Source organism: Noviherbaspirillum sedimenti (assembly GCF_003590835.1).
GTDB lineage: Bacteria > Pseudomonadota > Gammaproteobacteria > Burkholderiales > Burkholderiaceae_D > Paucimonas > Paucimonas sedimenti.
The window spans coordinates 4,711,521-4,724,333 of record NZ_QYUQ01000002.1; the positions used below are offsets into that span (position 1 = coordinate 4,711,521).

Annotated in this window: 14 protein-coding genes and 1 pseudogene; 11 read left to right on the forward strand and 4 right to left on the reverse strand. The window is 53.5% G+C overall.

Translation table 11 applies throughout. The features are described 5' to 3' along the window. Positions 1-29 precede the first annotated feature (29 nt). Positions 30-1,043, forward strand: a complete 1,014-nt coding sequence (locus D3878_RS21910) for a saccharopine dehydrogenase family protein (RefSeq protein WP_147384064.1) — start codon at positions 30-32, stop codon at positions 1,041-1,043. Between the two features lie 181 nt (positions 1,044-1,224). Here the strand turns inward: D3878_RS21910 and D3878_RS21915 are convergent, their stop codons facing one another. From D3878_RS21915 to D3878_RS21925, 3 genes are all read right to left on the reverse strand, one after another. Then, positions 1,225-1,473, reverse strand: a complete 249-nt coding sequence (locus D3878_RS21915) for a DUF3297 family protein (RefSeq protein WP_119787403.1) — start codon at positions 1,471-1,473, stop codon at positions 1,225-1,227. Positions 1,474-1,564: 91 nt separating this feature from the next. Continuing rightward, on the reverse strand, positions 1,565-2,023 hold the full coding sequence (locus D3878_RS21920; protein ID WP_119787404.1) for a hypothetical protein: 459 nt from the start codon (positions 2,021-2,023) through the stop codon (positions 1,565-1,567). A gap of 197 nt (positions 2,024-2,220) precedes the next feature. Continuing rightward, the gene (locus D3878_RS21925; RefSeq protein ID WP_119787405.1) at positions 2,221-3,246 is read right to left on the reverse strand and encodes an AraC family transcriptional regulator; all 1,026 of its coding nucleotides are present in this window, start codon (positions 3,244-3,246) and stop codon (positions 2,221-2,223) included. A 219-nt stretch (positions 3,247-3,465) separates the two neighbouring features. On the opposite strand from D3878_RS21925, the gene D3878_RS21930 reads away from it, so the two are divergent. From D3878_RS21930 to D3878_RS24745, 9 genes and pseudogenes are all read left to right on the forward strand, one after another. Then, complete coding sequence (locus D3878_RS21930) at positions 3,466-4,392, forward strand: 3-hydroxyacyl-CoA dehydrogenase family protein (RefSeq protein WP_119787406.1); 927 nt, start codon at positions 3,466-3,468, stop codon at positions 4,390-4,392. A 288-nt stretch (positions 4,393-4,680) separates the two neighbouring features. Then, a complete protein-coding gene (locus D3878_RS21935) occupies positions 4,681-5,472 on the forward strand; it encodes an SDR family oxidoreductase (protein ID WP_119787407.1) in 792 nt (263 codons plus the stop codon). A gap of 57 nt (positions 5,473-5,529) precedes the next feature. After that, on the forward strand, positions 5,530-6,774 hold the full coding sequence (locus D3878_RS21940) for a branched-chain amino acid ABC transporter substrate-binding protein (protein ID WP_119787408.1): 1,245 nt from the start codon (positions 5,530-5,532) through the stop codon (positions 6,772-6,774). A gap of 96 nt (positions 6,775-6,870) precedes the next feature. Then, complete coding sequence (locus tag D3878_RS21945; protein ID WP_119787409.1) at positions 6,871-7,812, forward strand: branched-chain amino acid ABC transporter permease; 942 nt, start codon at positions 6,871-6,873, stop codon at positions 7,810-7,812. A 4-nt stretch (positions 7,813-7,816) separates the two neighbouring features. Further along, positions 7,817-9,103, forward strand: coding sequence for a branched-chain amino acid ABC transporter permease (locus tag D3878_RS21950; RefSeq protein WP_119787410.1), 1,287 nt, complete (start codon positions 7,817-7,819; stop codon positions 9,101-9,103). Next, on the forward strand, positions 9,100-9,855 hold the full coding sequence (locus tag D3878_RS21955) for an ABC transporter ATP-binding protein (protein ID WP_119787411.1): 756 nt from the start codon (positions 9,100-9,102) through the stop codon (positions 9,853-9,855). The genes D3878_RS21950 and D3878_RS21955 overlap by 4 nt, the downstream gene beginning before the upstream one ends. After that, complete coding sequence (locus D3878_RS21960; protein WP_119787412.1) at positions 9,852-10,574, forward strand: ABC transporter ATP-binding protein; 723 nt, start codon at positions 9,852-9,854, stop codon at positions 10,572-10,574. The genes D3878_RS21955 and D3878_RS21960 overlap by 4 nt, the downstream gene beginning before the upstream one ends. 52 nt (positions 10,575-10,626) lie before the next feature. Further along, entirely contained in the window at positions 10,627-11,568 is a 942-nt protein-coding gene (gene kce, locus D3878_RS21965; RefSeq protein ID WP_119787413.1) for a 3,5-dioxohexanoate:acetyl-CoA acetone transferase, read from the forward strand. Between the two features lie 103 nt (positions 11,569-11,671). Further along, a pseudogene (locus tag D3878_RS24745) lies at positions 11,672-11,842 on the forward strand (hypothetical protein); the annotation flags it as partial. 239 nt (positions 11,843-12,081) lie between these two features. On the opposite strand, the gene D3878_RS24685 reads toward D3878_RS24745, so the two are convergent. Continuing rightward, positions 12,082-12,204, reverse strand: coding sequence for a hypothetical protein (locus D3878_RS24685; RefSeq protein WP_274381929.1), 123 nt, complete (start codon positions 12,202-12,204; stop codon positions 12,082-12,084). A gap of 18 nt (positions 12,205-12,222) precedes the next feature. On the opposite strand from D3878_RS24685, the gene D3878_RS21970 reads away from it, so the two are divergent. After that, positions 12,223-12,768 (forward strand): sensor histidine kinase, encoded by a 546-nt coding sequence (locus D3878_RS21970; RefSeq protein ID WP_119787414.1) that lies wholly within the window; start codon positions 12,223-12,225, stop codon positions 12,766-12,768. The last annotated feature ends 45 nt before the right edge of the window (positions 12,769-12,813 follow it).

Consider the following 12,813-nt stretch of genomic DNA (forward strand, 5'->3'; position numbering starts at 1 on the left):
CGCGCACTGCGCCCTAAAAGTTGGGACGAGTGTCAAATCGCGAGAAGTGCCGTTACGCGCGCCTAGACATCACCCGTCCAGACTTGGCGGACTGCCTGCGCGAGCTCGGCGCAGCGCTCGTGATCCACACCGCCGGACCTTTCCAGCAACAGGGATATGGCGTGCCTCTGGCGGTCGCCGAGGCTGGTGCCCACTATATCGACCTGGCCGATGGCCGCCGATTTGTCTGCGACTTTGCCGTTGCCGTCGACGATGCATTTCGCCGGCAGCGGCGAGTCGCCATCACCGGGGCAAGCACCGTGCCGGCATTGTCTTCGGCCGTGGTCAATCATTTGACTGAAGGCTGGCAACGAATCGACCGAATCGATTTTTGCATCGCGCCGGTCCAGACTGCGCCGCGTGGCGTCGCCACACTCGCAGCTGTGCTGGATTATTGCGGCGCGCCCGTCCAGGTTTGGGAAAATGGCGCCTGGGTTGAACGGCGTTGCTGGTCCAGGCCGGAACAAGTGCGATTCCTGCGCCTGCGTCCGCGCATCGGCGCGCTATGCGATATCCCTGATCTTGAACTCTTCCCGCAACACTATCGCGGCGTGCACACCGTCATGTTCCGCGCCGCCCTGGAAATCGGTATGACGCAAAGGGCGCTGTCTGCGGTGGCGACCTGCCGCCAGCTTGGGCTGATACGCCGCCCCGACCGGTTCGCGCGGCTGTTCAACCGGACAGCAGGATTGCTGGACCGTTTTGGCTCCGCCTTGGGCGGCATGGTGGTGCGCGTTACGGGTACGGATGCCAACGGCATCGATGCGCAGCGCGCATGGCACATCGCCGCCGACAATGACCACGGCCCCGAAATTCCATGCATGGCTGCGATACTGCTGGCCCGTCGCCTGGCCCGTCGCCTGGCCCGCGAAGAAAGCATGGAGTCCGGCGCCCGCACTGCAATGGGACTATTGGCGCTTCCGGAGTTTGTGTCGGAATTCAACCGCTGGAAAATGGTGACAGATATCGTCGACGAGGCAGGCAGTCGTCAAATGCATATTTGATTGGCAGACGCGGCGGCGATTCAAGCGTATGCAGGAATTTCTGTCAAAGCATGCAGATGAAGTACGGACGTGGCAACGGACGAGAACAAGCCCGCCCTAAAACGAATTTTCCATACTTCACTTGTGCAAGGCAGGATGATTCGTGGGGGCCGGGATGCATCTTGGCCAGACACTGATCTCATCAGCGATAAAACGCCTCAACCTTGCCTTTCAGCTTGATCATCAGAGGATTGCCCTTGCGGTCCAGGGCTTTGCCGGACGCCACGGCAATCCATCCTTCGCTGATGCAATATTCTTCAGCGTTCGTATATTCCTTGTCGTTGAGCTTGATGCCGATTTCGTGTTGCAACACCTCGGCATTGTGGTGGGGGCTGCGCGGATGAACGGAGAGGCGATCTGGGAGCGGAGGAAGTTGTGTCGTGTCGGTCATGAAGTTTGATTATGTGTCCGAAAAAATAGGAAAGTGTGCGTTTTCGGATTTGTGGATCACCACGAATATCCTAATTATAAGAATATTTCCTTCAACACGTTTGAACCACCCGGGCATGGGCCGAGCCGCGCACCTTGTTCCATTCGTGCTGCTCGAAGCGGACCGGGACTTCGGCTTCAATGATTTCCGAAGGCGCACCGCTGATGCGGGCCACCTTGGTGTCGCTGTCGAGAAAAATTTCCTTGATGTATTTGGTGAACATCAAGTCGTGGAGCGTCTGTTCGCGGGCAACCAGACCGGGATTCCCGCCAGCCTTGCCGACTGACTGGCGCAGCTTGACGAAGGATTGCAGCTTTGTTCCGGGGCGCAGGAAATGCGTACGCATATCCATGATGAACTGGCCCGACAGTCGTTTTGTCCGCTCGTCGGCGCGTTCGGGCGTCTGCGCTTCTGCCGGCGTCACATCGAACACCGCTCCATAGGTTTCGTTCATCGCCAGGAAGGCCGCCGCCATGCCGGCCGAGGTCTGGAAGAAGCGGCGCCGGCTCATGCCCGGCGTTTTGCGTGGAGCGATCCCATTTCCTTGACTCGTGCCTCGAACTCGCGCTGCCTGGCGGTTTGCAGGCTGGGCATGAACTCATCGCTCGATACCAATTGCACGGGAATAGGGGAGGGGGAAATAGCGACTCGGCTGAGTCCAGCCGGGCCAGTTCTTCTGGAGAAAGCATGATTATGCGAATCCGCGGCTCATTTTCTATAAGCGCTCGGAGCTTTTCCGGTCCATTTTTTAAAAGCATGTCGAAAGTTTGCGGCGTCACTAAATCCGAGAAGGGTTGCTATATCGTCGGTGCTTAGTTTCGTCGTTTGTAGATATTCCGTGGCAAGCGAACATCGGACATCGTTAAATATCTCCACAAATGAAATGTCCTCTGCCTCGAGCTTGCGTCGAAGCGTTCTAGATGTCATATGTAAAGCGTCGGCAACTTCGTCCATGCCAGGGAACTGCCCAGGGGTGCGCATCAAGATCTGATAAACCTCGCCGGCCACACCAACTGAAACTTTCGCCTGTCCTATTAAACGATCACACGTTTCCTGAAGTAGGGTTGACGTGAGGCGGTGCGCGAGTTGAGGCTTCCGGTCAAGAATGGCCGAGTCATAATAAATCTCAGATACCGGCTGATTGAAATACACTGGGCAGCTTAGAAATTTTTCGTAAAGATCGGCGTGTGGCGGAGCGGGGTACGACACGTGAATTTTTTGCGGGACGCACTCTCGGCTGACGATATCCCTAAGATGGGTCACGTGCTGCGCAAGTTGCTGTTCGATGAGGAACTGACGTAATTCCTTCGAAGGCGCAGATATAAAATTTTCGGGAAACCGCCAGATAGCGGATCCCGGGTCTTCGCGCCACTGAATTGTTAACGTCGGAGTGGCCAGCTTATGGTACTTCACGCCCAAATCGAAAAAATCACGGACGGTTAGACTACAGATCAAAGCGTAGCCATACATCCCGTATGCGGACAGATGCATACGCATACCCACATAGAACGGTGTTGCCGGATCACGTGACAAATGCACGGCGTTCTTACAGACCGCGAAATACTGTCGTACCGACGTAAGTGTTTCAGGATCGTAAATTTCTGCCTCGGTAATGCCGCTCCCCATGAGGCATTCTTCTGGAGAGATGCCTTGATCGCACAGAGTCTCAACTAACGCCGCAATCTTATAGGGCGCGTATATCCGCTCATTAAGTAATGGCAATTTCACTGTCACGATCTATTTCCCCAATAGCTTGCGCCGATGAGATCCAAACCTGTGGATCACGGTCGCAAATCGAGCACATTTGCCGCAAATTATGCGGCTATCGATTTGTCCTCAGCGGATACGCGCGTGTCCGATTAGAACCTCCTAATGTCCCATATTCGATACTAACATACTAAAAAAACGGAGCACCGGTCATCCGATCGGTGGACAAATCAAATGGAGACAAGAATGCAACATCCCCTTTCCGTGACGGTCATCGGCGCTGGGCTGATGGGTCATGGCATTGCACAGGTCTTTGCGCGGGCCGGCAATCGCGTGACGCTCACCGACCCTAACCAGGCCGCACTTGATGCAGCGGTCAAGCACATTGCGCGCAACCTGGCAGAAATGAAAATCGCCAGCGAACCTGTGCTTGCCAATATCGCCACCGAATCCGAATTATCGCGGGCAGTAATGACTGCCGATCTCGTTATAGAAGCGGTCCCCGAAAAGCTGGCTCTAAAACAGCGCATTTTCACCGACGTCGCTAAATGGGCGCCTGGTCACGCAATTCTCGCTAGCAATACCTCTGTCATACCGATCACCCTGATTGGCGAATCTCTTGACGCCAATGCACGCGCAAGGCTGCTCGGCATGCATTGGTGGAATCCGCCGCACCTTATCCCGCTGGTCGAAGTTATCCGAACCGCGCATACAAGCCTGGACGTGTTTCAAGCTGGTTTTGATCTCTTGTTGGCAGTCGGGAAGCTGCCCGTAAAAGTCCATCAGGACGTCGCTGGATTTATTGGAAATCGACTGCAACACGCTTTGTGGAGGGAAGCTTTTGCGTTAATTGAAGCTGGAGTGTGCGATGCAGAAACCATCGACATAGTGATTAAGAATAGCTTCGGCATGCGGCTCTCTGTCCTGGGCCCCATGGAAAACGCAGACCTGGTCGGACTTGATCTTATTCGCGAGGTTCACGCCATTCTCTTTCCTGACCTTAATTGTTCCAAAGCGCCGTCTCCATTGCTGAGCCAGTGCATCGAACAGGGAAATTTCGGCATGAAATCGGGGAAAGGGCTGCGCACCTGGACGCCGCAACAAGCTGAAGAAGTGCGGCACAGGCTGGCCACGTTATTGATTTCAATGAACGCTCCTGCGGGCTCACTGTAACTTCTGCCAACAAAAATAGAGCGATTCCTTCGGCCGTCCAGCAATGCTGGAATGCGGCAATGAGTCAGGTGAGCCATAACTATAAGGCTCCGGGTGGACCGACCTTGATTAGGTGCTGAGTGAATAAGTGGCACATCCACACTAACAAGCAGACAAATATGTGGGCATCCAACATATTTTTTAGGCTTCTGGCCATCTAAAGTTCATACCTGGTGGTGCCAACTTAATTTTTCAGTGCGGCGAAAGCTATTACCGTTAATACGACATCCGTTTTTCAGGAAGCCCATAATGAGCATAAATACCTTACTTCTTCCACAGCCAGGCCTGCGAGTTCTCATAACAGCCGGAGGTTCAGGAATCGGCGCCGCAATCGCCCGCGCATTTCACGAACTCGGCGCCCAAGTCCACGTTTGCGACATTGACCGGGCAGCCTTGAATCGCCTGACTGCTGAGGTACCTGGGATCGGGGCCACCATGGCTGACGCATCCGTACCCCAAGACGTAGACCTTGTATTTGAAAACGTTCAGAGCTCATTGGGCGGACTGGACGTGTTAATCAACAACGTCGGCATTGCAGGGCCGACAGCGGCGATCGAAGACCTTGATCGAGACGATTGGGATCGCACCGTATCGGTCAACCTCAACAGCCAATTCTATTTTGCGCGGCGGGCTGTGCCAATGCTGAAACAATCGGCCGCCAATCCTTGCATCATCGCCATGAGCTCGGTTGCAGGCCGCCTGGGCTATGCGTTTCGTACCCCATATGCGTCGACAAAATGGGCAACCATAGGCCTCATGAAATCGCTGGCGATCGAACTGGGCCCACATGGCGTGCGCGTCAACGCAATACTTCCAGGCATTGTGGAAAACGAGCGTATGAATAATGTCATTAGCGCTCGGGCAGCAGCTACCGGCGTTTCAGTTCAAGCCATGCGCGAGGAATATCTACACAAAATTTCCTTGCGTCGCATGGTTACCATGGATGATGTGGCCGCAATGGCCGCATTTCTTAGCTCTCCTGCCGCACGCAACGTAACAGGACAAGCGATCAGTGTCGACGGAAACGTCGAATACCTTTAATCGTGGCAAGTAGTTCGCCATTTCCTTTTTTTTCCATATTAGAGATTGGAGACAACTATGCAAAAATCCACATACAAAAATATCGTCATCGCTCCGGCCCTGGCTCTTTTTGCCGGAATCGCCGTAGCGGCGCCTGTCAAGATCGGTGTGCTGGAGTCGCTTTCGGGCCCGCAAGCATCAACGGGGTTGCTCTATCGCACGGCTACAAAGTATGGCGTTGACAAGATTAACGCTGCTGGTGGCTGGAATGGCGAGCCTGTTCAGTTCGTCGAATATGACAACCAAGGTGGTCCTGCGGGCGCATCGGACAAACTGAAAGCGGCGATTGCCGACGGCGTACAGATTATTGTTCAAGGAGCATCGTCGGCTGTCGCCGGACAAATTACAGAAGATATCCGAAAGCACAACCTCCGTAATCCTGGCAAGGAAATCATCTTCATCAATGTCGGTGCAGAAGCAATGGAACTAATCGGCGAAAAATGCAATTTTCATCATTTCCGATTCGGCAGCAATGCGCAAGTCCGCACCAAGGCACTGGTCAATGCCATGAAACAGGCGAACGCGATTGGATCGAAAGTCTACTCAATTAATCAAAACTATTCCTGGGGCCAGGATATGGAACAAGCCATTTCCGACAATGCATCGTCGGGCGGCTATAAGGTTGTGGTAAAAACTCTCCACGATGTCAACAAGATTCAGGACTTTGCACCATATGTAACCAAGATCAATGCAGCCAATGCGGATACCGTCCTCACCGGCAACTGGTCGAATGATCTGCTGTTGATGATGAAGGCCACTAAAGCAGCAGGCTTAAAAGTCAGATTCGGGACCACATACCTGGACCAGCCAGGCAATCTCGGGAACGCAGGGGACGTGGCTGTTGGCCACTATGTCGTTCAGACATTTAACCCTGAAGCGGCGGGCGCCGATGGGGAGCGCTTCATCGCTGACTATAAGGCGAGAACCGGCCATGAACCGGTATTCATCGAGCCGCAGACCGCATTCGGGATGGCAATGGTTGCAGATGCTCTGAGGCGGACCAAACCCGAGGCGGGTGCATTGAACGTCAATGCTTTTGCAAAGGCATTGGAATCGGCGAAGGTGAAAACGCCGATGGGTGAAATTACTGTGCGCGCCAGCGACCATCAGGCTTTGCAGCCAATGGCAGTGTCAGTTGTGACGAAAGACGCCAAGTACAAGGTCGACAATACCGACATGGGCTTCAAGCCAGTCAAACGCTTCACCGCCGAAGAAGCTGCAACCCCGGTGCAATCCAGTTGCAACATGAAACGCCCAGCCTGATCTGTCTGGCGATAACCGCCAATTCCAAATTCGATACGTCACCGGCAGGGCTTAAACGCCCTGCCCGGGATTGGCTTTCGCCAAAAAAGGAGAAATATGGACCAGATCATTGTTTCACTGTTGAACGGAATCATTTATGGCTTACTGCTGTTTATGGTGTCCGCAGGGTTGACACTTATCTTCGGCATGATGGGAGTGCTTAACTTTGCGCACGCATCGTTCTACATGCTCGGAGCATATTTTGCCTATACCTTGCAAGGAACCATCGGCTTTTGGGCAGCCATCGTCCTTGCACCGGTTCTCGTGGGAGGGATCGGCGTCGTGGTGGAAAGATTCTTTCTTCGTAAGGTGCACCACCATGGACACGCACATGAATTACTGCTGACGTTTGGCCTGTCTTTCATCATCGCGGAGTCAATCAAGCTATTTTTCGGGAACTATCCGGTGGATTATCGCGTGCCAAATGCGCTCGATTTCTCTGCTTTCACCATCGGAGGCATGCAGTACCCAATGTACCGACTCCTGATGGGCGGAGTTGCCATCGCCATGTTCATCGTCATTTACCTGCTCCTTACGCGGACTCGGGTCGGGATCGTCGTGCGTTCTGCAATCTACAAGCCGCATATGGCTGAAGCCCTGGGGCACAACGTTCCCATGGTTTTCATGGGCGTCTTTGGCGTTGGGGCAGCGCTGGCCGGCCTGGCAGGGGCAGTTGCCGGCGCGTTCTACACCACGAACCCCAATATGGCGCTAGAGCTCGGTGTGATGGTGTTCGTTGTCGTCGTCGTAGGCGGTCTTGGTTCCCTGGGCGGCGCGATGCTGTCTTCGATAATTATTGGGATTATCACTTCGCTTGCAGTGGGAGTGGACGCCAGTGTTGCAGACTTGTTTGCATATTTCGGCGCCGGCGAGTGGGCCAGAAGTATTGGAGGCCTGATGACGCTGAAACTCTCGAGCATGTCCGCCACGATTCCGTTTGCATTAATGCTCCTGATTCTTCTGGTAAGGCCCAGCGGACTCATGGGCGAAAAGGCCTAATGCCATGAAAGCTTATCTCACTCTCGTCGTTGCCGGCATCGCCGCTCTGATCGCGCTGCCATTTGTGTTCTCGCAAGGACTGGTCAACGCAGCCATACAAATGTTAATTGCCGCATTGTTTGCCAGTGCCTACAACCTGCTCTGTGGCCAGGCAGGCATGCTGTCGTTCGGCCATGCCGCATATTTCGGCGTCGGGGCATTTGCCACAGTACATGCAATGAATGGAGTCGGCGGCTCCGGATTGCTGCCCACCCCTTTACTCCCACTGGCTGGAGCAGTCTGCGGCCTGGCATTCGGAGGATTCGCAGGGTGGTTCGCCACCAAGCGAACCGGCACATACTTCGCGATGATCACGCTCGCCATAGCGGAACTAATGCATTCACTGGCTCCACATCTGAAAGGACTTTTCGGCGGCGAGGCCGGCGTATCTGCGATGCGCATGCCGGCGTGGGGCTTTGACTTTGGCTCTGCGACCCAGGTGTATTACCTGACGCTGGCTTGGGTCCTGATCTCATTGACTCTTTTGTTTCTCTATACCAAAACACCAATGGGAAGGCTTACTTATGGGTTGCGGGAAAACAGCCATCGGCTTCGTTTTCTTGGATATAACGTCCACGGCCTTGGCGTTTCGGTGTTCGCAATTTCCGCCATGTTTTCAGGAATCGCAGGCGGCCTCCAGGTGATCAATAACGAGTCTGCGAATTATGTGCTGTTTGATCCGAGCCTTTCCACAGCTGTAGTGCTAAACACTTACATTGGTGGAGTCAATGTCTTTCTCGGGCCCGCTCTTGGTGCAGCGCTCATGACCTTCTTTGGCTATGCCGTTTCCGATCTGACCAGGTCATGGCTGCTGTATCAAGGCATTCTGTTCGTGCTCGTGATGATGTATATGCCCACGGGGCTGGCAGGCCTGTTCGGTAACGCCAAGCGCCTGCGGCAACAATTTGGCATTGCGAGGCTGGCTCCTGTGTTTGTTTTCGCGATCGCCGGAGCACTGTTGCTAAGCGCCGGCGGCGCCTTCATCGTTGAATTCCTGCAGCGCCTGTTTTCCCAGGAATATCGCGCAATCGCCAACCTGAGCGCAGGCGCGGCAATGCCGCCGATCCCGCTGTTCGGTCAAACATGGTCCCCAGCATCATTAACCACCTGGTTCGTTCCTGCTGCATTGCTTGTTGTCGGCGGCATCTTTGCCTATTTTTCCCGGCAGCGCCTGATTGCTATCGAGCATGCAGTGGATACAGCCATGGCGTCAGAAACAATCCAGATAGCGAGCAAAGGAAACATCGCATGAACGACTCTGTACTAAGCATTCGTGACTTGCGCAAGTCGTTTGGTCCGATTGAAATTATGCGCGGCGTCGACCTCGACTTGCGCCCGACGGAAAGACACGCATTGATCGGGCCAAACGGGGCGGGTAAATCAACACTTTTTCATCTTATCTCAGGCAATTTAACTCCCACCTCAGGTGAAATCATTTTTGATGGACGCCAGGTTGGAGGAGAGTCGCCGGAAACCCTTAATCGCCTTGGTCTTGCAAGATCGTTTCAGATTACGAATATATTTCCGAAACTGTCTGTGTACGAAAACATTCGGCTTGCTGTAATGCGGCCTTACCGCTTGCAATACAGCTTTTGGAAGTCAGTTAACCGCCTTGCGCGAGTTCGCGAGGAAACGGAAAAACTGCTCGAACAAGTCAGGTTGAATTCGCAGGCATCGACGATCGCTGGAGAGATGGCGTACTCAGAACAACGTTCGCTAGAAATCGCGATAACTCTTGCGTCCAATCCCAAAGTCATTTTACTCGACGAACCCATGGCCGGCATGTCGCATGAGGAGGCACTTTACACGGCTGAATTGATACGAGAGGTTACCAGCGGACGGGCTCTCATGATCGTCGAGCATGACATGGACGTCGTATTTTCCTTGAGCGATCGCATCAGCGTCCTGGTATATGGTCAGCTGATAGCCACTGGCACGCCTGACGAGATTCGCAATAACAAGAGTGTAAAGGAAGCTTACCTTGGAGAGGAGGTTGCCCAATGAACGCCGTTTCAGAATCATTGCTGAGCATAGAAGCATTGCATGCTCATTATGGCAAGAGCCATATCCTGCACGGCGTTTCCTTCCAGGTGGTGCGCAATGAGGTCATTAGTCTGCTTGGGCGCAACGGCTCAGGCCGCTCGACCACGATGAAATCCATTATGGGTCTGGTTCGCCCCTCTTCCGGACATATTCGACTGCAGGGAAGAGAGCTGGCCGGCGCACGTCCATACGCTATCTGCCGGGCGGGCATTGCTTACGTACCGGAAGAACGAGAGGTATTCGCAAATCTTACCGTTGACGAGAATCTTCGGATGGGCGAACAGCCGGCGGTAACCGGTGCTTATCAATGGACGGTTGAGAAAATGTTCGACTATTTCCCCCGCCTCAAGGAGCGACGCAACACCAAGGCAGGGAGCATGTCGGGCGGGGAGCAACAAATGCTCACCATATGTCGTTCCCTTCTAGGGAATCCTCTTGTCATCCTGATCGATGAACCTACCGAGGGCCTTGCGCCAAAGATCGTTACCCAGGTTGGGGAATGCATCAAAGACATGCGAGAGAAAGGGGTCTCAGTCGTACTGGTCGAGCAAAAGCTGGCTATTGCGCTCAAGGTGTCTACGCGCGTTTGCGTGATGGGGCACGGGAACATAGTTTTTGAAGGCACGCCAGAGGAACTGGCATCTGACAAGCAGCTGCTTACAGAGTGGTTGGCAGTCTGATTGATCCGAACTCGATTTTACCAATAACGTCATTTTTTTAATAGGAGCCGTCATGGCAAAAGTTTACGATAAAGTCATCATCTCTTGCGCGGTTACTGGTTCAGTACATACTCCGACTATGTCGGAATACCTGCCGCTCACCCCGGACCAGATTACGGAACAGTCAATCGAGGCTGCTGAAGCAGGCGCTGCGATTTTGCATTTGCATGCACGCGACCCAAGAACCGGTAGCCCTACGGCAGACCCTAAAGTATTCGATGAATTCGTGCCGCGTATCAAGGCAGCGACCGATGCCGTAATTAACATTACAACCGGCGGCAGCACGCGAATGACGCTTGAGGAGCGCTTGGCGTATCCGCTGCAGGCCAAGCCAGAGATGTGCTCGCTTAATATGGGATCGATGAACTTCTCGATCCACCCGGCTGCGCGCAAAATCACAGACTGGAAGTACGACTGGGAAAAGCCATATATCGAGGGCATGGAAGACCTAATTTTCCGCAATACTTTTCGAGACATCAAAAAGATACTTAAAATCCTGGGAGAGGACTGCGGCACACGCTTCGAATTCGAATGCTACGACGTCGGTCATCTCTATAATCTCGCCCATTTTGTAGATGAAGGATTAATTAAGGGGCCGCTTTTCATTCAGAGCATCTACGGGATTCTTGGCGGGCTAGGGCCTGATCCGGAAAATCTTGTGACAATGCGCACCACTGCGGACCGTCTGTTCGGACGTGAAAATTATCGTTTCTCGATACTTGGAGCAGGCCGCCACCAGATGTCACTGTTGACCATGGGGGCTGTTATGGGAGGTAATGTCCGCGTCGGTCTTGAAGACAGCCTCTACCTGGGCAAAGGAGAAATGGCCAAGTCATGCGCAGAGCAAGTGCGGAAGATTCGCCGAATTCTCGAAGAACTTTCCCTGGAAATCGCTACGCCAGATGAGGCGCGAGCGATGCTGGGTCTTAAAGGCAAGGACGCTGTCGCATTCTAATGCTGCCGCCAATTGACCGTATTTGAATGAATCGAGCCAGCTGGAACGCAGGTGGTAATTTGTGCAATTACGGTTAGAGTAATCCACGGGGACCAGCGGCACGCGGCGACTGACTGCCGCTGCATTGTTCGGCTTGCGGCAGATTTACAGGCCCGGCTACAACTACAAAAAGGCCGGGGTGATGCTGCTGCAACTGATGCCGGAAACCTTGCGGCAGCAGGCATTGCACTGTGGATGTTGCTGTCCCACTTTTTTCAACACAATAGATCCATAACGGGCATTCAAAGGTGGAAGAACTGGCTTTTTTAACGTGGGATATTCACAGCGATATCTATTTTCCGACCCGTAGCCATCTTCCTAATCCTCCCACTGCCGTCCCACGCGCCCACGAAAGCCTAAATAAAGGACCATACGCTGATTGAAAAGAAACTCAGTCGCATATTCCAGTAATGTGACTTGCCCAAAAACTGCCAGCGGATTGCGAGGTGTGTTCATCGCATTATTTGCGAAGAATCAGATCAACCAGCGAGGAAAATCAAAATGAAGCAGGTATTGGCACCACTGCAGCACGAGCGCTACGTCGATGCCGAATCGGTGCGGGAACAGGAACGGCAACGGATAGCGTGAGATCTCCATGATGATCTCGGCCAGCAGATGCTGGTGCTGCGCATGGACATGGTCAGACTATGCGACAAAATCACCGAAACGCAGCCGAATCTTCGTGGAGCGACAAGTACTATATTGGAGCAACTTGGCACGGTAATGCAAAGCCTGCGCGACGTCATCCGGGACCTTCGCCCCGCCGTGCTTGATGCTGGGTTACGCTCTGCGGTCGAATGGCACTGCAGGGAATTCACCAGGCGCTTCGGAATTGCCTGTAATTTGACATGGAATGCTGGCGACGTTGTCTTGCCGGAGCGGCATATTACGGCGTTATTCAGGACCCTGCAGGAAGCACTCAGCAATGTGCACCGTCACGCTCGGGCCAACATGATTTGCGTCATCGTTAACACAGACCACAACAATATTGTCATGACAGTAGTTGATGATGGCATTGGCATAGAGTTCGACAACAATGCAAATGAGAACTCCTATGGTTTAACCGGCATGAGAGAACGAATCATCGCACTTGGTGGGAAACTGAGCATCTGCAGCGCTCCCAATCAAGGAATGTCATTGACGATATCCTTGCCGATATAGACTGGCCATGGCAATCGCAGAACCGGTTGTGCAATTATTATCCAG